Origin of the sequence: Deinococcus sp. NW-56 (assembly GCF_002953415.1) — a bacterium.
Taxonomy (GTDB): Bacteria; Deinococcota; Deinococci; order Deinococcales; family Deinococcaceae; genus Deinococcus.
The window spans coordinates 322489-346720 of sequence record NZ_CP026517.1 but is presented as its reverse complement, the minus strand read 5'-3'; the positions used below and the strand labels follow the sequence as shown (position 1 = coordinate 346720).

23 protein-coding genes are annotated in these 24232 nt (G+C 71.4%); 14 read left to right on the top strand and 9 right to left on the bottom strand.

The genetic code is table 11. The features are described 5' to 3' along the window. Positions 1–4 precede the first annotated feature (4 nt). The 3 genes from C3K08_RS15530 to C3K08_RS15520 are packed head-to-tail and all read right to left on the bottom strand — an operon-like array spanning position 5 to position 2435. Entirely contained in the window at positions 5–1135 is a 1131-nt protein-coding gene (locus C3K08_RS15530; protein WP_104992363.1) for a cell wall metabolism sensor histidine kinase WalK, read from the bottom strand. 10 nt (positions 1136–1145) lie between these two features. Beyond that, entirely contained in the window at positions 1146–1814 is a 669-nt protein-coding gene (locus tag C3K08_RS15525; protein ID WP_104992362.1) for a response regulator transcription factor, read from the bottom strand. A gap of 30 nt (positions 1815–1844) precedes the next feature. Beyond that, positions 1845–2435 (bottom strand): DUF305 domain-containing protein, encoded by a 591-nt coding sequence (locus C3K08_RS15520; protein WP_104992361.1) that lies wholly within the window; start codon positions 2433–2435, stop codon positions 1845–1847. 223 nt (positions 2436–2658) lie between these two features. On the opposite strand from C3K08_RS15520, the gene C3K08_RS15515 reads away from it, so the two are divergent. From C3K08_RS15515 to C3K08_RS15505, 3 genes are read left to right on the top strand one after another with little or no spacing between them, the layout of a single operon-like run. Further along, positions 2659–3549: an ABC transporter substrate-binding protein gene (locus tag C3K08_RS15515; protein ID WP_104992360.1), complete on the top strand. Its 891-nt coding sequence runs from the start codon at positions 2659–2661 to the stop codon at positions 3547–3549. A gap of 19 nt (positions 3550–3568) precedes the next feature. Continuing rightward, a complete protein-coding gene (locus C3K08_RS15510; protein WP_104992359.1) occupies positions 3569–4588 on the top strand; it encodes an iron ABC transporter permease in 1020 nt (339 codons plus the stop codon). Next, positions 4585–5358 carry an ABC transporter ATP-binding protein gene (locus tag C3K08_RS15505; protein WP_104992358.1) on the top strand — a complete coding sequence of 258 codons (774 nt, stop codon included), beginning with the start codon at positions 4585–4587 and terminating at the stop codon, positions 5356–5358. The genes C3K08_RS15510 and C3K08_RS15505 overlap by 4 nt, the downstream gene beginning before the upstream one ends. A gap of 159 nt (positions 5359–5517) precedes the next feature. Here the strand turns inward: C3K08_RS15505 and C3K08_RS15500 are convergent, their stop codons facing one another. The 3 genes from C3K08_RS15500 to C3K08_RS15490 form a co-directional block, all read right to left on the bottom strand. Beyond that, entirely contained in the window at positions 5518–6879 is a 1362-nt protein-coding gene (locus C3K08_RS15500; protein WP_158680015.1) for a replication initiator protein A, read from the bottom strand. Between the two features lie 951 nt (positions 6880–7830). Continuing rightward, positions 7831–8061: a hypothetical protein gene (locus C3K08_RS15495; RefSeq protein WP_104992356.1), complete on the bottom strand. Its 231-nt coding sequence runs from the start codon at positions 8059–8061 to the stop codon at positions 7831–7833. Between the two features lie 30 nt (positions 8062–8091). Continuing rightward, entirely contained in the window at positions 8092–8292 is a 201-nt protein-coding gene (locus C3K08_RS15490; RefSeq protein WP_158680014.1) for a trypco2 family protein, read from the bottom strand. 416 nt (positions 8293–8708) lie between these two features. On the opposite strand from C3K08_RS15490, the gene C3K08_RS15485 reads away from it, so the two are divergent. The 5 genes from C3K08_RS15485 to C3K08_RS15465 all read left to right on the top strand — a co-directional run bounded on the left by C3K08_RS15485 (position 8709) and on the right by C3K08_RS15465 (position 14621). Then, entirely contained in the window at positions 8709–9479 is a 771-nt protein-coding gene (locus tag C3K08_RS15485) for a ParA family protein (RefSeq protein ID WP_104992402.1), read from the top strand. Beyond that, positions 9476–10390, top strand: coding sequence for a ParB/RepB/Spo0J family partition protein (locus tag C3K08_RS15480; RefSeq protein ID WP_104992354.1), 915 nt, complete (start codon positions 9476–9478; stop codon positions 10388–10390). Before C3K08_RS15485 ends, C3K08_RS15480 begins: the two co-directional genes overlap by 4 nt. A gap of 96 nt (positions 10391–10486) precedes the next feature. Continuing rightward, a complete protein-coding gene (locus C3K08_RS15475) occupies positions 10487–10966 on the top strand; it encodes an Rrf2 family transcriptional regulator (protein WP_104992353.1) in 480 nt (159 codons plus the stop codon). A gap of 150 nt (positions 10967–11116) precedes the next feature. Next, positions 11117–13417 (top strand): PAS domain S-box protein, encoded by a 2301-nt coding sequence (locus tag C3K08_RS15470; RefSeq protein ID WP_158680013.1) that lies wholly within the window; start codon positions 11117–11119, stop codon positions 13415–13417. Positions 13418–13559: 142 nt separating this feature from the next. After that, a complete protein-coding gene (locus C3K08_RS15465) occupies positions 13560–14621 on the top strand; it encodes a GAF domain-containing protein (RefSeq protein WP_104992351.1) in 1062 nt (353 codons plus the stop codon). Positions 14622–14653: 32 nt separating this feature from the next. Here C3K08_RS15465 and C3K08_RS15460 read toward each other — a convergent pair whose 3' ends face one another. The 3 genes from C3K08_RS15460 to C3K08_RS15450 form a co-directional block, all read right to left on the bottom strand. Continuing rightward, the gene (locus C3K08_RS15460) at positions 14654–15517 is read right to left on the bottom strand and encodes a VOC family protein (protein WP_104992350.1); all 864 of its coding nucleotides are present in this window, start codon (positions 15515–15517) and stop codon (positions 14654–14656) included. 64 nt (positions 15518–15581) lie between these two features. Next, positions 15582–16013 carry a DoxX family protein gene (locus C3K08_RS15455; protein WP_104992401.1) on the bottom strand — a complete coding sequence of 144 codons (432 nt, stop codon included), beginning with the start codon at positions 16011–16013 and terminating at the stop codon, positions 15582–15584. Between the two features lie 64 nt (positions 16014–16077). Further along, a complete protein-coding gene (locus C3K08_RS15450) occupies positions 16078–16548 on the bottom strand; it encodes a MarR family winged helix-turn-helix transcriptional regulator (RefSeq protein WP_104992349.1) in 471 nt (156 codons plus the stop codon). A gap of 547 nt (positions 16549–17095) precedes the next feature. On the opposite strand from C3K08_RS15450, the gene C3K08_RS15445 reads away from it, so the two are divergent. The 6 genes from C3K08_RS15445 (at position 17096) to C3K08_RS15420 (ending at position 24191) form a co-directional block, all read left to right on the top strand. Next, positions 17096–17710, top strand: a complete 615-nt coding sequence (locus C3K08_RS15445; RefSeq protein ID WP_234009246.1) for a MarC family protein — start codon at positions 17096–17098, stop codon at positions 17708–17710. A 295-nt stretch (positions 17711–18005) separates the two neighbouring features. Next, positions 18006–19007, top strand: coding sequence for a universal stress protein (locus C3K08_RS15440; protein ID WP_158680012.1), 1002 nt, complete (start codon positions 18006–18008; stop codon positions 19005–19007). Between the two features lie 35 nt (positions 19008–19042). Further along, entirely contained in the window at positions 19043–19957 is a 915-nt protein-coding gene (locus C3K08_RS15435; protein WP_104992346.1) for a hypothetical protein, read from the top strand. Between the two features lie 35 nt (positions 19958–19992). Next, positions 19993–22803: a cation-translocating P-type ATPase gene (locus C3K08_RS15430; protein WP_104992345.1), complete on the top strand. Its 2811-nt coding sequence runs from the start codon at positions 19993–19995 to the stop codon at positions 22801–22803. Between the two features lie 63 nt (positions 22804–22866). After that, positions 22867–23712 (top strand): universal stress protein, encoded by an 846-nt coding sequence (locus tag C3K08_RS15425; RefSeq protein WP_104992344.1) that lies wholly within the window; start codon positions 22867–22869, stop codon positions 23710–23712. 56 nt (positions 23713–23768) lie between these two features. Beyond that, on the top strand, positions 23769–24191 hold the full coding sequence (locus C3K08_RS15420) for a universal stress protein (protein WP_104992343.1): 423 nt from the start codon (positions 23769–23771) through the stop codon (positions 24189–24191). Positions 24192–24232: the final 41 nt, after the last annotated feature.

The window sequence follows — 24232 nt, the reverse complement described above, 5'->3', positions numbered from 1 at the left end:
GCGGTCAGGCCTCGTCGTGTCGACCTTCTGCGTTGCCGCCCGGCGGGGACGCTCCCGTCACCCGCGGCAGGAAGAAGAAAAAGACCGACCCCGAGGGTCCGGACTCCACGTCCATCTCGCCCCCCATCTGCTGGGCGAGGCCGCGGGCGATGGTCAGGCCCACCCCGCTGCCCTCGCCCCGGGTGCGGGCGGGGTCGGCCCGGTAGAAGCGCTCGAAGATGCGCGCGAGATGTTCCGGCCCGATGCCGTGCCCGGTGTCCTGCACGCGGAAACGGACCCGTTCCCCCGCAGGCTCGGCCGCCAGCGTGACCTGTCCCCCCGGCGGCGTGTGGCGCAGCGCGTTGGACAGCAGGTTCGACAGCACCTGCAAGGCCCGCTCGGGGTCGGCCCGCACCGGCCCGGCGTCCGGTTCCTCCCGGACGGTCAGCGTGACGCCCCGCCCGGCGTAGGCCTCCCCGAAGCGCTCGGCCGCTGCCTCCAGCAGGCTGCGGGCGCTGAAGGCCGTGGGGTGCAGCTCCACCCGGCCCGCCTCGACGCGCGACACCAGGCTGAGGTCGCGGGCGAGGCGCTCCATCGCCCGGACCTCGCGGCGGATGGCGAGCGCGGCCCGTTCGGGGGGCATCACGCCGTCCGTGATGGCCTCGGTGTACCCGCGCAGGGCGGCCAGCGGCGTGCGGAGTTCGTGCCCCACGTTGCCGATCAGGGCCACCCGGTCCTGATCGACCCGTTCCAGCGACCCCGCCATCACGTTGAAGTTGTGCGCGAGGTCCGTGAGTTCGTCGCGCCCCGTCTCCGGCAGGCGGCGGCGGTAGTGCCCGCCCGCCAGGTCGCGGCTGCCCTCGCCCAGCAGCTGGACCGAGCGCACGATGCGCCGGGAGGTCAGCCAGGAGGTCATCGCCGCGCCGACCACCGCGAAGGGCAGGGCGGCCAGCAGGGCGCGGTTCAGCGTCTGGCGCATCCCGCGCTCCAGGTCGGGCCGCAGTTCCCGTCCCTCCGGCCCCAGCAGCGTGACCATCTGCTCGACGTGATGCCGGTAGAAGCTGGGAGCGGTCAGCTCCGCGACGAGCAGCAGGGCACCCAGCGCGACCAGCACCACCAGCAGGTGCCCCAGGAAGAGCCGGGGAAAGAGCTTCATCGGGTGGGCCTCACGCCTCGTCCCGGAAGCGGTAGCCGACCCCGCGCAGCGTCTCGATAAAGCGCGGCTGCTCGGGGTTCTCCCCCAGCTTCCGGCGCAGCCCCGCCATATGCACGTCCACCACCCGCTCCACGCCGGGGAAGTCCGGCCCCCAGACCCGCTCCAGCAGCCGGTCGCGCGACCACACGAAGCCGGGATGACGGGCCAGGGTGAGCAGCAGGTCGAACTCCAGCCGCGTGAGGCTGAGGCCTTCCCCGTCGAGCGTGGCGGTGCGGGTCCGCTCGTCGAGGTGCAGGCCGCCCGCCGACACCCGGTCGTGCAGGCGGGCGCGGCGCAGCAGGGCCCGCACCCGCGCGACCACCTCGCGCGGCGAGAAGGGCTTGGTGACGTAGTCGTCCGCGCCGACCTCCAGCCCGCGCAGCTTGTCCTCCTCCTCGCCCCGCGCGGTGAGCAGCAGGATCGGGAAGTCGGGGTGGGCGCGGCGCTGCTCGCGGGCCAGCTCCAGGCCGCTCAGCCCCGGCAGCATCCAGTCGAGGACGGCGAGGTCCGCCCCGGCCAGCCGATCCTGCCCGCTGGGGCCGTCGGCCGCCTCCAGCACGGTGTGCCCCTCGGCCCGCAGGTAGGCTCCCAGGATCTCCAGGATGGCGGGGTCGTCGTCGACGATCAGGATGCGGGCCATGGCTGCCCCCAGGGTAGGCGACCGGGCGCTCTAGCGCCGGGCCAGCCAGCCCTTGAAGGCGTACATCTCGTCCGCCTGCGCCTTGATGATGTCGCGCGAGAGCCGCAGCACGCGGGCGTCGCCGCTCTTTTGCAGGGCGAGGTTCGCCATGTCGAGCGCCGAGGCGTGGTGCGGCAGCATCCCCTGCACAAAGGCCCGGTCAGGGTCTTTCGCGGCCCGCAGCGGCGTGACCATCCCCTTCATGCCGGTTGCCATCATCGCCTGCATCCTCGTGTCGGTGCCCCCCAAGGTCTTCAGCCAGGCGGTCATGTCCCTGATCTCGCTGGTCTGGTCGCGGATGACGTTCGCCACCCATCCCTTGACCTGCGGGTCTTTGACCTTGCCCTGCACGGCGCGGGCCATGTCGATCGCGCCCTGGTGGTGGCCGATCATCATGGAGAGGTAGGCACGGTCGAAAGCTTTGCCGCTCAGGGGCGCGAGGGCGTCCAGGTCGGTCATGACGTGCGGGGCGGCGCTGGTGCTGGCGGGCCGACCGTGCTGGCTGTGGTCCATCTGGGCCAGGGCGGGGGCGCCCGCCAGGGTCAGGGCGGCGAGGGGGATCAGGAGAGGCTGAAACGGCATGGCCCGAAGCTAGCGGCGCCATGTTCAGCCTCTGTAAAGGGGCATCGGCAGGCAGAGGAGGCGAGGCGCGACGGCCCCTCGTCCGGAACTGCCAGGCCCGGTTCCTGCGGTGTGCCCAGCGGGAACGACGGGGGCACCACGGCGGGAAGGCCCAGCGTCGCCCTCAGACCGACCGGTCAGACACGGCCAATCGTCCCGCCTTGGCGGACTAGATTAGCGCCCGATGAATACACCGTCTCGCAAGTTCCTTTTGCTGACCCTCGCCGCGCTGGGGTCCGCCCAGGCTCGCACGATCACCGACGACCTCGGCCGTCAGGTCACCATTCCCGACGCGCCCAAGCGGGTGGCGGCGCTCAGCCCGTTTCTGGTCGAGGGCGTGTTCGCGGTCGGGGTGACGCCCGTCGCCCGGCCCAGCAGCGCGACGTACCCCCAGGCGGCCCTGAAGGTGCCCGAGGTGGGCCTGAGCTACACCCCCAACCTCGAACGCCTCGCGGCTACCCGCCCCGACGTGGTGTTCGTCTCCAGCCTGTCGCAGCGCCAGCTCATCCCCAGCCTGGAAAAGCTGGGCATTCCGGTCGTCGCCATCGGCAGCAGCAGCGTGAACGACGTGTACGAGATGCTGCAGCGCTTCGGGACCTGGCTGGGCCAGCCGGGGCAGGCGGCCCGCGCCGAGAAGAACCTGCGGGCGGCGGTGGCCTCGGCCCGCGCCAAGGGCGGGTCGCGGCCCCTGAACGTCTTCACGCTGGTGGGCACGCCCCAGAGCTTTTTCGGGGCCAAGCGGGAGTCCTTTACCGGCAACCTGATCGCGGCGCTGGGCGCACGCAACGTCGCCAAGGGGCCGGACGACAAGCGCTACGTGGGCTTTACCCCCTACTCCTTCGAGCGGCTGCTGGCCGACAACCCGGACGTGATCATCGTGATCAAGCCCACCACCAACCAGCAGCAGCAGGGCAGCGTCCTCGACGACTTCCGGCGCAACCCGCTGTGGCAGAAGCTGCGGGCCGTGCAGTCGGGCCGCGTCTACGAGATCGCCCCCGAGGTGGTGCTCTCCAGCCCCGGCCCCCGCGCCGCCGAGGCGATCGGCGAACTCGCCCGCTTCATCTACCAGAAGTGACCGCTCAGGCCACGGGTTCATGCTGAACCGGTCCGTCACGGTCTCCCCCACAGCCCCCGGGCGGTCGCCGGGCACCTTCGGGCTGTGGCTGGCCGGGGCCTTCGCCGCGCTGCTCGCCGCGCTGGTGCTGGCGGTCACGCGCGGGTCGGTCCCGGTCTCCCCTGCCCAGATCGTGGAGGTGCTGCGCGGGGGCGGGGACGATCTCGCCCGGACGGTGATTCTGGACCTGCGGCTGCCCCGGGCGCTGCTCGCGGCGGTGGTGGGGGGCAACCTCGCGGTGGCGGGGGTGCTGCTGCAATCGGCCCTGCGCAACCCGCTGGGTGATCCCCACCTCGTCGGGGTGAGCGCGGGGGCGGGCCTGGGGGCGGTGCTGGCCTTCTCCTTTTTCGCGGGGAACTTCGCGGCACTGCCCCTGAGCGCCTTTGCCGGGGCGCTGCTGAGCGCGGTTCTGGTGTACGGGCTGGCCTACCGCGAGGGTGCGCAGCCGCTGCGGCTGATTCTGGCCGGGGTGGCACTGACCAGCCTGCTGGGGGCGGCGACGAACGCCCTGCTCAGCGTGTCAAGTGCTCCGCTTCCGGTCGTGATGTCCTGGCTGATGGGCGGGTTTTCCGGGCGCAGTTGGGGTGAACTTCAGGCCCTGTTGCCCTGGAGCGTGGTGGGCCTCGTGGCCGCGCTGGTCGCCTCGCGGGCGATGAACGTGCTGGCGCTGGGCGACGAACTCGCGCACGGACTGGGACTGCGGGTCGAGCGGCTGCGGCTGGGGCTGCTGGCCCTGGGGGCGATGCTCGCGGGGGCCAGCGTTGCGGCGAGTGGGGTGATCGGCTTCGTGGGGCTGGTCGTGCCGCACGTCGCCCGGCTGACCGTGGGGGCGGCGCACGAGCGGGTCGTCCCTCTGTCGTGGTTGCTGGGGGCGGCGCTGCTCGTCGTGGCCGACACCGGGGCGCGCCTGCTCCTCGACCCGACCGAACTCCCGGTGGGCATCCTCACGGCGGCGCTGGGTGCCCCCTACTTCCTGCACCTGCTGCGGAGGCGGGCGTGACGGCGGCGCTGGACGCCCAGGGCCTGCACGGCGGGCCGGGGGGCCTGATCGCGGGGCTGGACCTACACCTCGCCCCCGGGGAGCGGGTCGCCCTGATCGGTCCCAACGGCAGCGGCAAGAGCACGCTGCTGCGGCTGCTCGCCCGGCAACTCGTGCCGCGCGGGGGGGCGGTCTCCCTGGAGGGCCGCGACCTCGCCCGGCTGGGACGGCGGGAGGCGGCCCGCTCGCTGGGGCTGCTTCCCCAGGCCCCGGCCCTGCCCGAAGGCGTGACCGTGCGTGAACTCGTGGCGCGGGGGCGTTTTCCGCACCGGGGGCTGCTGTCGGGGGGCGGAACGAGCGACCGTGACCTCGTCGAACAGGCGCTGCGTGATACCGGGATCACCCACCTCGCGGAGCGGGAGGTTCACGGCCTCTCCGGGGGCGAGCGGCAACGGGCCTGGATCGCGATGGCGCTGGTGCAAGAACCGCGCGTGCTGCTCCTCGACGAACCCACGACCTACCTCGACCTCGCCCACGCGCACGAGGCCCTGCACCTCCTCCAGCGCCTTGCCACCGAGCGCGGCATGACCCTGCTGATGGTGCTGCACGACCTCTCGCAGGCCAGCCGCTTCGCCACGCGGGTGATCGCCCTGCGGGGCGGGCAGATCGTCGCCCAAGGTCCCCCCGCCGGGGTCATCACGCCGCCCTTTCTGCGCGAGGTGTATGGGCTGGACGCCCGCGTTCTCCCCGACCCCGAAACCGGAACCCTGCTGATCATCCCGCGCTCCTGAGGCGCGGGATTTTGATTGAGGGGTGAGGCTCGACCCCACAGGAGGCCCAGGAAGGACTTTCGGAGGGCGGGGGGTGACCCGGAAGGCGCTATAGGAACAGCAGGGGCCTTCACGGGCTTCCTGCGGCCCGCACGGCCCATCCGCATTCACGCCCGGCAATCAACCCGAGCGCAGGGAGGCTTTTAGCTCATCCACGAAGCTCTGGGCTTCGAGAACCGCGAGGCGGCGGTAGGCCTCCTCCAGCAGCGCGAGGGCGTCCGTCTCGCCCTCCAGCAGGCGGTGACGCAGCGTGTCGAGTTCCAGCGGCGTGAACTTGCGGTGGTAGAGCAGCGAGATCCGCTTGACCGCGAAGGTGGCCCGCTGCTCGTCGCCCAGGCCCTGAAGCTGCTCGGCCAGGCCCGGCGTCGCGGATGGCTCGGGCGGGGTGGGCCGGGCCTGGGCCGGAAGGCTGGGGGCCCGGCGGCCAGGCGCGGGGTCGTCCTCGACGTACTGGTCGGGATGCTTGATCAGGTGGACCAGGGCGTGGGCCGCCGTCTTGCGCAGGGTGAGCTTGCCGGATTTGAGCAGCCGCTCGAAAAGGTCGATGCGGCTCATCAGCACCGTCGTCCGGTACTGGCGGGCGAGTTGCCGGGAGACGCCGTCGGCCACCCCGTGCAGCCGCAGCCGATGCAGCAGGGCCGGGCTGACCGGCGTGAATTCCGGCGAGAACACGTAGCGCAGGCGCTGCTGCCGCCCGCGCCCGCTGAGGCCCACCTCCTGAAGGTAGCCCCGGCGCAGCAGTTCCTCGTGGGGGCCTTCCAGGGCACGCCGGATGGCGTCGGGGCGGGTGTTGGGCAGCTTGCACTGATCGGCCCACTCGATCAGGCCCACCTCGTACTCGTCGATGAGTTCGTCGGGGTCTTCCGGGTTGTAGCGCATGGCGTCGAGCAGCCGGAAGATGATGCGGGTGCGCGGCCGGGAGAGCGACTGCATGAAGTCGAGGTTCAGCGGTTTGGTGTACCCGCTGCGCAGCGAGGCGACCAGCGGCTCGGCCAGGCGGATGCGCAGCATGCTGCGTTCGTCGAAGCGGCCCGACTCGCCCTGGTGGGTGTACTCCAGCAGCTCGATGAAATGGAACTTCGCGGTGGTCCAGCGGCGGTTGGGGTGGTCGCGCCAGCCCCCGCTGACCTCGAAGGAACTGGTGTGCAGGCGGTCGAGGCTGACGGCCAGCATCTCGCGGTACTTGCCGCTGCGGTGGAAGTTGGCAAGCTGCATCAGCTCGGACACCGCCAGGATCATCTCGCCGTCTTCGGGCAGCCCGATGCTCATGTAGTGGTCGAGCAGGGCGCTGCTGACGTCGTTGTCGATGCCGTGCGGCACCCCGTAATCCGGCAGGGCACGGCAGGCCACCCGGACCACCCGGTCCCCCTGCTGGTAGGTGACCCGCCAACTGTGCTGCTGCACGACCTGATCCTGGGCCGAGACGAGGTTCAGCCGTCCCCAGTTCAGATCGTCGAAGCCCGCCCGCTTGTGGTCGTCCATAGGTTCCCTGGTGTTGGATGGTAGTGCTTTCTGGAAAAGATTTTGGAAAAGATATTGGTGAAAAAACACCACCAAAGCGGCGTTATACATGCTGTCCAGCACGGCGTTTTCAGGGTTTTCTCCACAGGTATGTCTCAGCAAACGCCACAGGTGTGTCCCAGGCAGAGGGGCTTTATGCCACAGGTATGTCCCAGGAGCCGAAAAAAACGCCACAGGTGTGTCCCAGCAAACGCCACAGGTATGTCTCAGGGTCGTACTGAGACATACCTGTGGGAAATAACCGGAACCCCACAGGTATGTCCCAGGGGAGAGGGGCCAAACGCCACAGGTATGTCTCAGGCAAAACACGGCAACGCCACAGGTATGTCTCAGCAAACGCCACAGGTATGTCTCAGGCGATTTGGGGAGTCTGGAGGTCGAATCTGGCTGCGATCATTTGTGCTTTTACCTGCCAGAGGATCAGTCCGGTGGGTCATGAGGCCGAGGGCTTCCCCTCCTCTGCCTCTCCCTTACCGGAACTATGTCTCCAAAGGAACATCGCCTGCGGCTCCCCGTAGTGGATGTTGACCTCGGGCCGACGCCCCCTGCTCTCAGTTGGCCTTCTCCAACCTCTCCCGCTGGCCGCATGAATCCTTCTGGAGGTTCTAAAGAGAGAGTTCCGGACGGTGCCGGGGAGCAGCTCGGGGCGTTGGGCAATCCGCCCGCGCAGATGCTCGTCTGGCCCTGCCCCCACCACAGTTCCACTCTCTCAACCTGTCGCTGAATGAGCAGAATAGGCCGACCCAGCCCTGGCCCTGAGGTTCAAACCGATGTTCTTTCTGAAAAGAACGACGTGAGCCAAGGGCGTCCGGCCACCCGGCCGTGCTGCTGTGGCCGCACCCATCCTCCCCGGAGTCGGGCGCAGCAGTTCGGTGCTCCCGAAATCCCCTCCGCTCCTGGCCGGCTTGTTCGTCAGGGCAGCGGTGCCAGCGTCAGGGTGACCGTATGGGTCTGCTCGTGGGCCACCCCCCCGCCGAACCCACCGACGGCCAGCTTGCCTGTCTCATCCACAGCGATATGAAAAACCAGCTTGCCGCCCGCCGACTGGAAGGGCAGGTTGCCCGATACCCTGGCCCATTGCCCCGCCCCGATCCGCAGCGCGTCCAGCCCCGTGATCAGCTGAGAGCTCAGGTCATCTGCCAAGAACGATTCCAGTGCCCTCTCCCGGCGCCCTCAGGAGAGCGAGAGCGTCTGCTGCTGACTCCGTGCGTAGTTCCCACCCAGGATGATGACGCTCCACATCAATTCGCCCTCAGTGTTCCGGGTCAGGGCCGTGTGCTGCTCAAGGTCCACCTGCTGTACCCGCAGAATGTCGTTGCCGTCCCGGCCCTCCCGCCCGAAGTTCTGAGCGATGGCTGCCCGAACGGCCTGCACGGATTCCAGCACAGTCAATGCGATATTCGGCGTCCGGTCCTCCCAGCGCGGCTCTGAACGGGTGAAGGCGTCACCCGTGAGCCGCCGGGTCTGGAGCCGGGTGAGTTCGGCCTCCTGGCCTACCCAGGTTCGCTGTACCCAGCCCGCAGAGATCCGGGGATGCGGCGGCGCAGCCGGGCGGTGGAGAAGGGGAATGCCTGCCCAAGGCGCGCGTGATTCCGCTGGCTGGGCACCAGCAACCTCCCTCCGCAGCCTTGACCCCGACGCTGCCCCGGTAGCGCAGGGCACGACCCCTGACCTCGCTCGACCGGATCGTGGACGGAGCGCACCGATGGTGAACAACCAGGGATTGGGTCAGCACCATTCCACGTCCGTTCTTTTCAAAAAGAACAGCTTGCCGGGCTATGGTGGAGGACATGAATATCCTCACCGTCTTCAACCACGCGGGGGGCGCGGGCAAGACCAGCGTGACCCGGGAGGTGGGTTATGAGTTGAGCCGCCAGGGACAGCGCGTCCTGCTGATCGATCTTGATCCCCAGGCCAACCTGACGGGGTGGCTGGGCGTGAGCGGGGTGGAGCGGGAAGAGACCGTGTATGGGGTCGCGGTGGACGGTGCTTCCCTACCGGCACCCCGTCAGGCCCACGGCCTCGCGCTGATCCCGTCACACGTCAGCCTCGCGCTGGCGGAAAACCAGATGATGGGCCGGGTCGGCGCGCACGCCCGTTTGCGCCGGGCGCTGCTGGAAGTCTCGGACACCTACGACCTGGTGCTGATCGACAGCCCGCCCAGCCTGGGGCAACTGTCGATCCTGGGGGCCATCGCCGCTGACCACATGATTGTGCCGGTGCCGACCCGCCAGAAGGGGCTGGACGCCCTGCCGGGGCTGACCGAGGCCTTTCAGGAGTACCGGGACGTGCGGCCGGACCTGACAGTGGCGCTCTACGTGCCCACCCTGTACGACGCCCGGCGCCTGCATGACCGGGAGGTGCTGGCGGCTCTGCAGGAGAACCTCGCTCCCCTGGCCCGCCCGGTGCCGCAGCGGGAGGCGGTCTGGCTCGACAGCACGACGGCGGGGCAGCCCGTCGGACTCTATGCGCCGGGGTCCCCGGTTCATGGGGACGTGCGGCGGCTGGCCGAGGACGTGGCGCAGGCGGTGGGGCTGAAGGTCAGGGGAGGCGCGGCATGACCCGCAAGCGTCCCCAGCGCGACCTCGGGGGCCTGCTGGGAGGAGCCCAGGCCCTGACCCAGGCAGGCTCGGAGGTCCAGCGGTTGCCCCTGGAGCAGGTGCGCCCCTACCCGGGCCAGCCCCGGCGCCATATCGGCGGGGAGGAACTGGAACAGCTGACCCGCAGCGTGCGCGAGCAGGGCATCTTGCAACCGCTGCTGGTGCGCCCCGTCCCCTCAGGACAGGGGTATGAGATCGCGGCGGGCGAACGCCGCTACCGCGCGGCCCTGGCAGCGGGGCTGACCGAGGTGCCGGTGCTGGTGCGGCCCCTCACCGACCTCCAGATGATCGAGGTCGGGCTGGTCGAAAACCTGCAGCGCGAGGGGCTGTCGCCCATCGACGAGACCGAGGGACTGCTGCGGCTGGTCGCGCTGCGCCTGGGCCTCACGCCGGGGGAAGCGCGGCAGGCCCTGATGGCGAACCTGCGCCGTCCAGACCCGGCGCAGGTGGGGCTGTTGGAGGAGGTCTTCGCGCTCGTCGGGCAGCAAACCTGGCAGAGCTTCGCAAAGAACAAACTGCGGATGCTGCAGTGGCCCCCGGAGGTGCTGGAGGCCATGCGGACGCGCGGACTGCCCTACAGCCTCGCCGGGATCGTGGCGGCGGCCCCGGCAGAGCATCGGGAGCGGCTGCTGGACCTTGCCCTGGGGGGAGCCACTGGGCGCGAACTGCGGGAGGAAGTCGCCGCGCTGCGCCCGGCCAGCCCAGCCGACCCGCTGATGGCGCGGCAGCTGGAACAGGTGCGCCGGACCCTGGGCAGTCCCCGGTTCCTGCAGCACCTCGGGCGTGGCCAGGAAGCCGAACTGAGAAAGTGGCTGGAGCGGATGCCGGGATGGCTGAAGGACAGAGGGCAGGAGGAAATGACGAAGCCGTGAACGCGATGGCTGGCCGCACCCAGCCGCCCGCTGTGGCGGAGCAGAACCTGGCTTCCTTCCTGGAATTGGACCCTTCGGTCCAGATAAACTGCGGCCATGACCGCCCTGCCCACGGCTGGCCCCACCGAGTTGCCCGGTGATCCCTGGCGCAGCCTGCTCAAGCGTGAGGAGAGCTACGCCATCCACGCGCTGCTGAACATCGCCCAGAATCCCGGCACGAACGCCGCGACCATCGCCGAGCAGTTGCAGTTGCCCTACCCCTTTCTCGCCAAGGTGCTGCGGCGCCTCGCGGAGATGAACTTCATCGCCAGCACCAAGGGGCGGGGGGGCGGGGTGACCCTCAGGGTGGACCCCGCCCGCATCAGCCTGCTCGACGTGATCGAGGCGGTCAGCGGCCCGGTGATTCTCGACCCCTGCCAGACCAAGCCGCGCTGCGCGACCCAGCAGCGCACCGGCAAGTGCAACCTCAAGCGGGCATGGCTCTCGGCCTCGCTAGGCATCCGCGAGATTCTGGGCAACATCACCCTGGGGCAGCTGTGCGACGACGGCCCCGCGGGGGAGGCCGCGTCGGCGTGAGGTGGGGGGGCTTGCACGCACCCGCCGGGCCTGTGCCCGGGCGGCCGCTGTGTACCATGGCGGGCGTCATGTCCACTTCTTTACACGCCCAGGGGGCAGAGGGCCAGGGACCATGAGGTGCCCGGCGGGTGCGGACGCGGGGCGGACCCCGTGACGCCGCAGGCGGGCGAGCAGAGGCCCGGTCAGACGGACGGCCTGCGGGCCGCGCCCGACGAGTTGCGGTTGCTGCGGCAGATTGTGGAGGAGAGCGCCGACTGCATCAAGGTGCTGGACCTGGACGCGCACCTGCTGAGCATGAATGCGGGCGGGCAGCGGGTGATGGAGATCGACGAGTTCAGCGTGTGCGAGCGGGCGCTGTGGCCGAGCTTCTGGCCGGAGGCCACGCAGCCCGAGGTTATGGCGGCGCTGGCGGCGGCCCGCGCGGGGCACACCGGGCACTTCTCGGGCTTCTGCCCGACGTTCCGCGGCACGCCCCGCTGGTGGGACGTGACTGTCAGCCCGGTGCGGGACGAGGGGGGGACGGTCACCCGGCTGCTGGCTGTCTCGCGCGACATCACCCGTTTCAAGGCCGCCGAGGAGACGGCCCGGCGGCAGGCCGAACTGCTGGGCCTCACCCACGACGCGGTGATCGTGTCGTCGCTGGGGGGAAGCGTCACCTTCTGGAACCGGGCGGCGACCGAGCTGTACGGCTTTGGTCCTGAGGAGGCGCTGGGGCAGGACCCCCGCACGCTGCTGCGAACCCGGCCCCACGGGAACGCGGCGCCCGCCGCCACCGACGAGGTTCTGCGGGCGAGGGGCGAGTGGCATGGTCGCCTGACCCACACCACCCGCGCGGGACATGAGGTCACCGTGGACTCCCGGCAGGTGCTGGTGCCGGGCAACCGTCCCGGTGAGTTCGCGGTGCTGGAAACGAACCGGGACGTGACCGATCAGGTGCGGGCCGAGGAGCGGCTGCGCGGCAGCGAGGCGCACTTTCGCCGCCTGGCCGACGCCAACCCCATCGGCGTGGTGATCGGACACCCCGACGGTCGGCTGTCCTACGCCAATGACGCGTACCTGCGCCTGACCGGGCTGACCCGAGGGGCGCTGGAGCAGGGAGCGGTGAACTGGCAGAGCATCACTCCCCCGGAGTGGCTCCCGGCCGACGAGCGGGCCATCGCGCAGGTGCAGGAGCGCGGGTACAGCGACCCCTACGAGAAGGAATACCTGCGTCCGGGCCGCGCGCGCGTTCCCCTGCTCGTCGCGCTGGCCCGCGCCGAGCTGCAGGGAGACACCCTGATCGCCTACGTGCTCGACCTGAGCGACCGCAAGGCCGCCGAACAGGCCCTGAACAACCAGAACGCCCAGCTTCAGGCGCTGAACCGCCAACTGCTCGAATCGGCCGGGGAGGGGATCTTCGGGGTGGACCTCGCGGGGCACACGACCTTCGCCAATCCGGCGGCGCTGGCGATGACGGGCTACAGCCTGGGGGAGATGCTGGGTCGGCCCCAGCACGCCCTGCTGCACCACACCCGGGCAGGCGGCGAACCCTACCCGGAGGACGACTGCCTGATTCGGCATTCGCAGCTGGACGGGCAGGTCCGCCGCAGCGACGGGGAGGTGTTCTGGCGCAGGGACGGCAGCAGCTTTCCGGTGGCGTACATCGCCACGCCCCTGCGGGGCAGCCGGGGCGAGATTCAGGGGACCGTGGTGACCTTCAGTGACGTCACGGCCCGCAAGCAGGCCGAGGAGACCCTGCGGCGCACGAACGAGGAACTGCGGCGGTCGAACCGTGACCTCGAGCAGTTCGCCTTCGTGGCGGCCCACGACCTGCAAGAACCGCTGCGGACCATCGTCAGCTACGCCGAGCTGCTGGAACGCAAGCACGGCGAGGAATTGCAGGGAGGCGCGCAGCGCTACCTGTCCTTTATCACCGGGGGCGCCGGGCGCATGAAGGCGCTGGTCGACGACCTGCTCGCCTACGCCAGCCTGAACGTCACGCCCCCCGCGCAGGCTCCGGTCCCGCTGGCGGAGGCGCTAGGAACGGCGCTCGCGGGTCTGGACGCGGCGCTGCGGGCGGCGGACGCCCGGGTCGAGGTCGGGGGCACACTCCCGGTGGTGCTGGGGGACCGGCGCCAGCTCGCGCAGGTGCTGCAGAACCTGATCGGCAACGGCCTGAAGTTCCGCCGCCCCGGGGTGCCGCCCGTGATCGGAATCAGCGCTGCCCCAGAGGGAAGGGAGTGGCACGTCCGGGTGACCGACAACGGGATCGGCATGGAGGAGGCGTACCTGGAGCGCATCTTCCTGATGTTCCAGCGCCTGCACACGCGGGACCGCTACGAGGGCACCGGGCTGGGGCTGTCCATCTGCCAGAGGATCATCGAGGCCCACGGGGGCCGGGTCTGGGCCGAGAGCGTTCCCGGGAGAGGCAGCACCTTCCACTTCACCCTGCCCGCTGGAGAAACGCCGTGACGGGGCGGGGGCGGCTGAACCTGACCCGGCCGCAACGCCCCGCCCCACAGCTCAAGCCCAGCGGGTGGGACGGGTTCAGCCGGGCCGTGCGGAAGGTCCCGGACCGTCCGGCGAGTGCAGGCACCTGGGAGCGGGAACGGCCATGAGCGGGCCTGGGACTGCCCCGCTGCCCGAGGGGGAAGGCGAGCGCCTCGCCGACCTGCTGCGCTACGAGATTCTCGACACCCTCCCCGAGGAGGCTTTTGACCGCATCGTGCGGCTGGCGGCGCGGCTGCTGCGGGTGCCCGTGGCGATCCTGAACTTCGTGGACGGGGACCGCCAGTGGGGCAAGGCCACCCACGGCACCGGCAGCACCGAGGCCCCCCGCGAGCACTCCTTCTGTGCCTGGGCGATTTTGAGAGATGAGGTGATGGTGGTGCCCGACGCCCCCGCCGACCCCCGCTTCCGCGACAACCCGCAGGTGACGGGGGCACCCCACATCCACCTGTACGCGGGTGCGCCCCTCGTCACGCCCGCCGGGCACCGCATCGGGACCCTGTGCGTCACGAGCCCGGTGCCGCACGAGCTGACCGGGGAGGACCGGGAGACGCTGCGCGAACTCGCGGCGATGGTGGTGGACGAGCTGGAGTTGCGCCGGGTCCGGCGGGCACTCGAGCAGGAGGTGGCGGTGCGCGAACGGGCCTTGCAACTTCTCTCGCAGCATCAGGCCCATGCCGAGACGCTGTCGGTGCTGCTCGCGTCGCTGGAGGTGGAACTGCTGCCCATCGAGGCGGCCCGGCTCTCGGCCCAGCAGGTGGCCCGGCAGGCCGGACTCGACTGGGTCGGGCTGGCGCAGGTGCGCGGGGGCTGGGTCCACGCCCGGACGGTCTGGCACAGCCCGGCAGCCGGGGACGCCCTGCTGCACGCCGCGCGCCAGGGCGTTCCGCTGGGGGGCAGCCTGACCCAGCGGGCGCTGGAGCGGGGAGCACCCCTCTTCGTGGACGTGCCTTCAGGAACGCTGGGAGCCGGCGAACTGTTTGCCCAGGTGGGGGTGGGGTCGGCGGCGGCGGTGCCCCTGACCCGGCTGGGGGAGGAAACCTTCGTGTACCTGGCGGTGCGGCTGCCAGGTACCCCCTGGAGTGCTCCCGACCGCCACCTGCTGGAGGCAGCGGCGAGCAGCGTGCGGGTGGCGCTGGAGCGGGAAGCGCTGCGGCGGGCGACCTGAGGGAAAGGTCACCCGCCGCAGCTGCTCGCCGCCTACGCTGTCGCCCTGAACCTCAACCGGTTGCCCGCTGGGTCGCCCACGTCCAAACCGTTGCCGTCCCGCGTGAACGCCACGCCCGCCGCCTCCAGATGCCCGGCCAGCCGCTCGACCTCGGCGTCGCTCGGCAGCACCAGCTCCACGCCCAGCAACCGGGCCGCCGTCTCGGGCGCGGGGCGGCCCCCCTCGCTCTGCCAGGCGTTCAGGCCGAAGTGGTGGTGGTAGCCGCCCACGGAGACGAACAGCGCTCCCGGCCAGCGGGCCACCACGTCGAAGCCCAGCACGCCCCGGTAAAAGGCCTCGGTCGCCGCGAGATCCGTCACCCGCAGGTGGAAGTGGCCCATCACGGTGCCCTCCGGCAGTCCCCGGAAGAGTTCCTCGGCGCCGGGTTCCGCCAGCAGCCCCGCGATATCGATGGGGTCGGAGGCCATCTCCACCTGATCGAGGTTCCAGCGCCAGTCCCCCCGGGGTCGGTCACGGTAGACCTCGATGCCGTGGCCATCGGGGTCGTTGAGGTAGAAGGCTTCGCTGACGAGGTGGTCGCCCTGCCCGACCCGCAGCCCCAGTCCCGCCGCGTGCCGCACCCAGCGGGCGAGGTCCACGCGGGTGGGCAGCAGCACCGCGAAGTGGTACAGGCCGGGGGCCGAGCGGGGCGCGGGCGCCGCGCCGGGGACTTCCGTCAGCCTCAGCAGCGGGCGGGTGGCCGTGCCCAGGTGGGCGCTCCCGTTCCCGCGCGCCAGCACCGTCATGCCCAGCACCTGCTCGTAGAAGGCGACGCTGCGGCCCAGGTCAGAGACGGTCAGCTCGGCCGCGCCGAGGGAGAGGTCGGGGTGCAGGCGGTAGGTGGACGTGGGGGTCATGGGTCCTCCGGGAAGTGGTGAGTGGGGGTGGGCTGACAGGAGCGTGGACAGGGACGGGAGGCGATCAGGCCCGGCGACCGGCGATCACGGCGTCGAGGGAATAGCGTCCGGCCCCGGTCAGCGCCAGAGCCACACTCGCCGCGAACAGCGCCAGCACGAACTCGATGCCATTAGGAGCGAAGAAGCCGCCGCCCAGATGCACCAGCAGCAGGGCCGCCAGCATGTTCACCGCGAGCAGCGCCGCCGCCGGGCGGGTCAGCAGGCCCAGGATCAGCGCCGCGCCGCCCAGCAGCTCCAGCCCCGCCACCAGCGGCGCCGTCAGCCCCGGCAGTGGAGCGCCCATCTGCGTGAAGGCGCCCACTGTGCCAGAAATGCCGAACTCGAAGAACTTTTGCAGGCCGTGCGCCACGAAGATCACGCCGATCAGCACGCGCAGCACGGTCAGGCCGAGGTCGAGGCGGGAGGACGAAACGGAGGTCGAGGGCAGGGTGGTCATGGGCATCCCCTTGTGCGGCGGGAAGTCGTTCAAACGAGTATTGGATGGAGGAAGAGGAGAGCGCTCAGCCGACCTCCTGGCTCGTCGCGGCGGCCTCGCCCAGCAGGACCAGCAACTGCGTGAGCTTCTGCGGCCCCAGCCCTCCGAGCTGTGCCCGGTGCAGCGCCGCGAGCGGGGCGTCGAGGTCGGTTACGAGCGTTCGCCCCCGCTCGGTCAGGGTGGTGAGCACCACCCGGCGGTCCTTGGTGCTGCGGACGCGGGTGACCAGCGCCTGCTTTTCCAGTCGGTCGAGCAGCCGGGTCACGTCCGAGTCGCGCGTGATCAGCCGCTCGCCGATCTCCCCGCAGGTCAGCCCGTCCTCGCCCGCTCCCCGCAGAATGCGCAGCACGTTGAACTGCGCGGGGCTGAGGCCCGACGCCTTGAGCAGTTCGGCGGTCTGGTGCCCCAGGTCGGCGGCCAGCCGCTGAACGGTCAGGTACACCTGATGTTCCAGGTTGGAAAGGGTCTCAGGGCGTTCGGTCAGGGTGGGGGACATGCGGGCACTCCTCTTCGCCACGGGGCGATGGAGGAAGAATACTTGTTCCAACAACTATTGTCAAGACGGGGAACGTTGCCCTCCGAGTCGTCCTTCCGCTCGGTCCGTCCTTCCTCCGCCGGTCGAAGCGTCAGCACGCCCACGGTGATGGAACAGGGATGGACCATCGTCTGGAGGTCCTTTCGGCTCACGCGGATGGAGGTGGGTCGGAGAGGCCAGCTTAAACGCGGCGGCTCGCCAGTTGCCCCGCCCGTCCCTTGTGGGTAACTTCACAGTCCGCCCGCTCTCGCATGGTTAGGGGGTAGCGTGGCCGGGAGCCGCCCCAGGCCCCCAGGACAGCGTAGAAGCCGATCAGGGACGCGGTCTGCGGTCCGATGTTGCCCGCCCGCGAATCCCCGGGGCCACGGGCCAGCGCACGTCTTCTGGACGCTGCCCGCCGAGCCTCGCCTGACTCCGGCACGCCCCTAGCGGTCAGGCCGCCAATCGCCACCGCCTCGCCCGGGCCAGGAACCAGCGCAGCTCGGCCGTGCGGGCAGTCTGGAGCCGTGTGGAACAATCAACCATGTTCGAGAAAGCCCTGAAAGACTTTCTCACCCTGTGGGTCACGGTCGAGCCTATCGGCACGTTGATTCTGTTCGCCTCGTTGACCGCCACGATGACCCGGGCGCAGCGGCGAGCGGTTGCGGGCAAGGCGGCGATGTATTCCGCCGGGATTCTGCTGGGGTCCATCGTGGTGGGGCAGGCCCTGCTCAGGGCGATGGACATCCAGCTGATCTCCTTCCAGATCGCGGGCGGCCTGATCCTGCTGCTGTTCGCCCTGCAGATGGTGTTCGGGTTCTCGTACGGTGCGTCCGCGAGGCCTGAACAGGGCCACGAGATCGCGGTCTTTCCGCTGGCGCTTCCGTCGATCGCCGGGGCAGAAGCCATCATGGCGGTGGTCTTGCTCACGGACAATCAGGTCTACCCGCTCGGGACCCAGTTGGTCACGGCCGGGGTGGTCGTCGTCGTTCTGGCGATCACCTACGGGCTGATGCTGCTGGCCGAGCCGATCCTGAGGGTCATCGGCCTCAACGGGGCGGCCGTACTGGAACGCGTGACGGGCGTCATTCTGGCGGCCCTGGCGATCGACTTCATCCTTCAGGCGGTGGGGTGGCCCCGCTGAGCGTTCAGTGTGGCCTCGGGCGCCCGCGCAGGGTGGCGGACGTCACGGTGTTCACACGTCCCGCCTTTAGGCTGAAGACGTCAACACGGGGGAGTAGCCGCCTGACTGCAGGTGTGTGCGCCGTCAATCCGAAAGCAGCGCTTTCCGGGGCACGCAGCGAGGGCCAGACCCAGACGAGGAGGTGCGACGTGCATCCAGATCGTCGGGACTGGCCCTGACCTTTGCCCAGCCGGAGGCGTAGGGGCGCCCACGCGGCGTTTCCAGGGGCTTCCGCAGCGTTCGGGAGGTGAACTCCGTGTACAAGCTGCTCCTCATTCCTGTCGACGGCTCGGGCACCAGCAACCGCGCGGCGCACCGGGCACTCACCCTGGCCCGGCGGCTGGGCGCCCGCGCTGCCTTCCTGCATGTCCCCGAGACCCAGGTGTACGCCGAGGCGCCCCGTGAGGAGGCCCGGGCGTATGGCCGCGCCCTGCTCGACTTCTGGGCGGGAGAGGCGGCCCGCGCCGGGGTGGACGCCCACACGCAGGTGCTGGAGGGTCCGGTCGCGGACGTGATCGCGCAGGTGGCCCGGCAGCTCGGGTGCGGCGCCGTCGTGATGGGCACCCACGGCCGTCAGCGCGGCCCCACGCGGCTGCTGGGCAGCGTGGCCGAGCGGGTCACCCGGCTCGCGCCGTGCCCGGTCCTGCTGCTGCGGGGAGACAGCGCCCCCGAGGCCTGGGTGGTTCATCCGCAGCGTTTGCCGCAGGAACTGTCGCCCTGGCCCCCCGGGAGCACCGACCTCGCCCTGACGCGGGTCCTGGTGGCGGTGGACGGCCAGCCCAGCGGGGAAGAGGCGCTCGCCCAGGCGGCTGGATTGGCCGGGGCGCTGGGTGCCCACCTGTACGTCCTGCACGTGATCGAGTCCTTCGTGCACCTGCACACCCCGCGCAGCCGCGCGGCCGACTGGGAGGTGGTCCGTCAGGCGGTGCGGCGGGACGGGCGGCAGGTGCTGACCGGGGCCGCGCGCCGGGCGCAGGACGTGTCCATGACGCCCCTGCTGTACGAGGCCCGTGGGCATCCGGTCGCCCAGGCCATCCTCCAGGCGGCCAGCAACGTCCAGGCCGACCTGATCGTGGTGGGCACCCACAACCGCCGGGGCCTGGACCGCTGGCTGCTGGGCAGCGTGTCCTCGTGGATCTCGCACCGATCGGAGGTGCCGGTGCTGCTCGTTCCGCTGGGGTCCGGCGCGGCGGCCCTGGCCGGACCGTCCGCCCCTGCCGGGGAGCCGGGGGAGCCGCCCCGGACCGGCACGGGATAACCCGGCCGCAGCGGCGCGGAAAGGGGGGGTGAGCGTTGGAACTGGGCGTCTGGGTGTGGCTGGGCTTTGCCCTGGGGCTGGGTGGGCTGTTCGCGCTGGACCTGTGGGGCCTGCGGCGCGGCCCGCTGCAGCCCCGGCACGCCCTGCGCCGCACGCTGGGCTGGACGGCCCTCGCCCTGCTGCTGGCCGCCGCGCTGCACCGCTCGGGGCCGCCGGGGGCTGCGGGCGATTTCCTGGCCGCCTACCTCAAGCTGCTGCCCGTGGAGAGCATCTTCGTCTTCACGGCGGTGTTCGGGGCGCTGGGCATTCCGCGCGAGTTGCAGGCGCGGGTGGTGCTGTGGGGAGTGCTGGGGGCGCTCGCCGCCCGCGCGGCGGTGACCCTGCTGGGCGCCCAGGTCGTCGGGGCCTTCGCGTGGGTGTTGCCCACCTTCGGGGCGCTGCTGCTGGTGGTGGGGCTGCGGCGCCTGGGCGCGGCCGGGGCACCCCACGCTCCGGACCTCACGCCGCTGCAGGGCAGGCTGCGGCGCGCCCTGCGGGTGGCCGAGGCCCAGGGCGAGCGCTTCTTCGTGCGGGGGGGCGGAGGCTGGCGGGCCACGCCGCTGCTGCTCGCCCTCGTCCTGATCGAGATCACCGACGTGGTGTTCGCCCTCGACGTCATTCCGGCGGTGCTGGCGATCACCACCGACGGCTTTCTGCTCCTCGCCGCGAACGCCCTCGCCCTGCTGAGTTTCCGCAGCCTCTATTTCCTGCTCGCCGGGCTGACCGACCGCCTCACCCACGTCCCGCTGGGGGTGGCCCTGGGCGTGATCTTCGCGGGCGTCAAGTTGATCCTCGCGCCCGTGTGGACGATGCCGACCGCCCTTTACCTCGCCGTGTACGCGGCCCTGATCCTCGTCCCGGTGCTGATCTCGCTGCGCCGGAGCACGTCCCGGCCAGGCCGCGCCCTCTGACCCGCCGCCCACCGGCCCTGCGCCAGGAGGCCCCCATGACCACCCGCTCCCGCCCCGCGTCCCCAGCTCCCGCGCCCGCAGACCCGCCCTGGCACCTGCTGGAGGCCAGCGCGGCCCTCGCCGCCCTGGGGACGCCTCCTGAGCGCGGCCTGGACGACGAGGAAGCCGGAAACCGGCTCGCCCGGCTGGGTCCCAACGAGCTGATCGACCGGGGAGCCAAGAGTCCCTGGAAGATCCTGCTCGAGCAGCTCACGGCCGTCATGGTGCTGATCCTGATCGCGGCGGCCGGACTCTCGGCGCTGCTGGGCAAGTGGCTGGAGGCGGGCGCGATTCTCGCCATCGTCGTGCTGTTCGCGGGGCTGGGCTTCGTGCAGGAGTACCGGGCCGAGCGGGCCATCGCGGCCCTCAAGAAGCTCGCGGTGCCCGGGGTGCGTGTTCGGCGCGGCGGGGAGTGGCGCGAACTCGGCGCCCGGGACCTCGTGCCCGGGGACGTGATCGCCCTGGAAGCCGGGAACGTGGTGCCCGCCGACGTGCGACTGATCGAGTGCGCCAACCTGCGGGTGCAGGAGGCGGCCCTGACCGGCGAGTCCGAGCCGGTGGACAAGGACGTGGCCCCCCTGACCCGCCCCGACGCCCCGCTGGGCGACCGCCGCAACCTGGCCTTCCTGGGCACGACCGTCTCCTCCGGGCGCGGCACGGCGGTCGTCGTGGAGACGGGGATGCGCACCCAGCTCGGACGCATCGCCACCCTGATTCAGGACGTGCCGGTGGGCCTCACGCCCCTGCAGGCCCGGCTCGACCGGGTGGGCAAGGGCCTCGCCGCCGCCGGGGTGGGCGTGGCCCTCTTGATTCTCGGCCTCGGCCTGCTGGCGGGAGAGCCGCTGGAGGACATGGTCCTCACCGCGATCAGCGTGGCGGTCGCCGTGGTGCCGGAGGGTCTCCCCGCCGTCGTGACCTTCACGCTCGCGCTGGGTGCCCAGAAGATGCTGCGCAGGGGCGCCCTGATTCGCAAGCTGCCCGCCGTGGAGACGCTGGGGTCGGTCACCACGATCTGCTCGGACAAGACGGGCACCCTGACGGAAAACCGCATGACCGTCACGGTGCTCGACGTGGCGGGCGAGCGGGTGGACCTGAGCGAGACGCTGCACGCCCGGATGCCCGCCCTGGAGCGCGGGGAGGCCCGGCCCGAGGTCCTGCTGGGCAGCCCGCCGCTGCTGCGCCTGACCCTCGCGGCGGGGGCGCTGTGCAACGACGCGCAGGTGCGGATGGGCGAGGATGGGCGGCTGGAGACCCTGGGCGACCCCACCGAGGGCGCCCTGCTGGTCGCGGCGGCGAACGCGGGCCTCGCGCCCGGCGAGCTGACGGCGGCCCTGCCCCGGGTGGCCGAACTCCCCTTCGACTCCGACCGCAAGCGCATGACGACCGTCCACGCGCGGGCCGGGAGGCTGCCGGACGACCTGGGGTCCGTGCTGGGCCGCGGCGGGCTGGAGCCGGAGCGGGGATTCGTCGCCGTCACCAAGGGGGCGGTCGACGGGCTGCTCGACCTCGCCAGCGGAGTGTACGGCCCGGCCGGGGTGCAGCCCCTCGGCCCCGAGTGGCGGCGCCGGATCGAGGGGGCCAACGACGCCCTGGCGCGGAACGGGATGCGGGTGCTGGGGGTCGCCTTCCGGCTGCTGGACGCGCCCCTGGCCGACGAGCGGGCCGAGCGCGACCTCACCTTTCTGGGGCTGGTGGGCATGATCGACCCGCCGCGCCCCGAGGTCCGCGAGGCGGTCGCCCGTTGCCGGGCGGCGGGCATCCGGCCCGTCATGATCACCGGGGACCACCCCCTCACCGCGGGCTTTATCGCGCGTGACCTCGGCATCGCCGTGGACGGGCGGGCGCTCACCGGGGTGGACCTCGCCCGGATGGGCGACGCCGAACTCGAGCAGGCCGCCTCGGAGGTCGGCGTCTTTGCGCGGGTGTCGCCCGAGCACAAGCTGCGGATCGTGGGGGCCTTGCAGCGGCGCGGGCAGGTCGTGGCGATGACCGGCGACGGGGTGAACGACGCGCCCGCGCTGAAAAAGGCCGACATCGGCGTGGCGATGGGCATCACCGGCACGGACGTGTCCAAGGAGGCGGCCGACATGGTGCTGCGCGACGACAACTTCGCCACCATCGTGGCGGCGGTGGGGGAAGGGCGCACCATTTACGACAACCTGCGCCGCTTCGTGAAGTTCGCCATCACCGGCAACGTGGGCAAGGTCGGGGTGATGCTGCTGTGGCCGCTGCTGCTGGCCGGGGCGGGCCTCCCGCTGGGTTCGGCCATCGCGCTGCTGCCGCTGCAACTGCTGTGGCTCAACCTGATGACCGACGGCCTGCTGGGCCTGGCGATGGGGGTGGAGCCGCCCGAGCGGAACGTGATGGCCCGCCCGCCCCAGGCCCCGGGCGAGGGCATCTTCAGCGGCGGCATGGGCTGGCACGTCGTGTGGGTCGGCGCCTACATCACCGCCGTGGCCCTCGGGGTGGGCCTGTGGTACTACCGCCTGGAGCTGCCGCAGTGGCAGACGATGGTCTTCACCACGCTGGCCTTCTTGCAGGTGTTCCAGGCCCTCGCCATCCGGTCGGGCACCGAGTCCGTCCTGCGCGTGGGACTGTTCTCGAACCGCCTGCTCGTCGGCCTGGTCGCGGTGGTCTTGGCGTTGCAGCTCGCCGCGCTGTACGTGCCGCTGCTGCAGGCGACCTTCCTGCGGCTGGTGCCGCTCTCGCCCGCCGAGCTGCTGCTCGCGGCCTTGCTGGGCTTCTCGCTGCTGCTCGCCATCGAGCTGGAGAAGTGGTTCGTCCGCCGCCGAACGCGGGCCGCGTGACCTCGCCGCTCCGCCGCCTCCCCCCCTTCCCTCCGGACCCCCGGTCCCGAAAGGAGTTGCCTCATGACCCTGCGTATTCTGGTGCCGACCGACTTTTCCCCGGCCGCCGGGGCCGCCCTGGCGGTGGTGCGGGCCACCTTCCCGGACGCCCGGACCGAACTGCTGCACGTCGCGCCCGACCGGAGCCGGGACCGCTCCCAGGAGGCCGGGGCGCTGCGGGAGCAGCTCGGCGCCCTGGGCGGCGGCCCGCTGGCCTTCGGCGCCCCGGCTCCGGAAATCCTGCGCTGCGCGCGCGAGGGCCACTTCGACCTGATCGCCCTGGGACGCGTGGGGCCGCGTGGCCCGGAGCGGGGGCGCCTCGGGGCGGTCGCCGAGCGCGTGCTGCGGGAAGCCCCGGTGCCGGTGCTCACCGTGCCGGTGGGCAGCTCCGTGCCGCTGCCCCCCCGGGTGCTGGTCCTGATGGACTTCTCGGACGGGGCGCGGCGGGCGGCGGACTTTGTCGCGCGCGGCTGGCCCGGTGCGGCACTCGAGCACCTGCATGTGATTGACCCCTCGGCGCTGGACATGCCGCTGCCCCTGCCCGCCCTGCGGACCCCGGCGCTGCGCAGCGCGAGTTCGCGGGCGTTGCAGGAGCGCAATGCCCTGTGGGAGGCCGAGGCCCGGCGCCGCCTGGACGGGCTGGGTGGGGGAGACCTCGCCTGGGGGTCCCCGGCCGAGGAGGCCCTGAAGCGCGTGCGCGGCGGCGGCTACGGATTGATTGCGCTGGGCGCCAGCGTCAAGGGGGGCCTCGACCGGCTGATGTTCGGTTCGGTCGCTCGACGGGTCGTGTGCGAGTCGCCCCTGCCGGTGCTCACGGCGCGGCGTGCCCTGGTGGGCAGCGGCGCAGACGTGGCGGTCAGCCCCGCCTGAACCCGCCGGGTGGCCCGGCAGCGCCGCACCGGGACCGGACCCGGAAAGGAGCTGGAATGTTCGACCGAATTCTGGTGGCCCTCGACTTCTCGCGCTCGGCGTGGCTGGCCCTGGAGACCGCGCGGACGCGGTTTCCGGGATCGGCCCGGACGCTGCTGTATGTCCAGCCGCCGGGCCGGGGCCGTCCGTCGCCGCTGGCCCTGCTGGGGACCACGCAACACCCGGAGGCGCAGGCCCTGCGGGACGTGGAAGATCAGTTGCAGCCGCGCGAGAGCTTTGTCCTGGGCGTCGGCAACACGGTGGACGAGATTCTGAGGACCGCGCACGACCGGGAGGCAGACCTGATCGTGCTGGGCACGCACGGTCGGCAGGGCCTGTCCCAGCTCGTGCTGGGGTCGGTGGCGGCGGCGGTCGTTCGGCGCTCCCCGGTGCCGGTGCTGACGGTGCGGCTCTCTGGCCCACGCTCTGGCCCAGCCTGACCTGCGGGCTGGGCGGGAAGCGGCGCTGCCCGTGCCCCCCC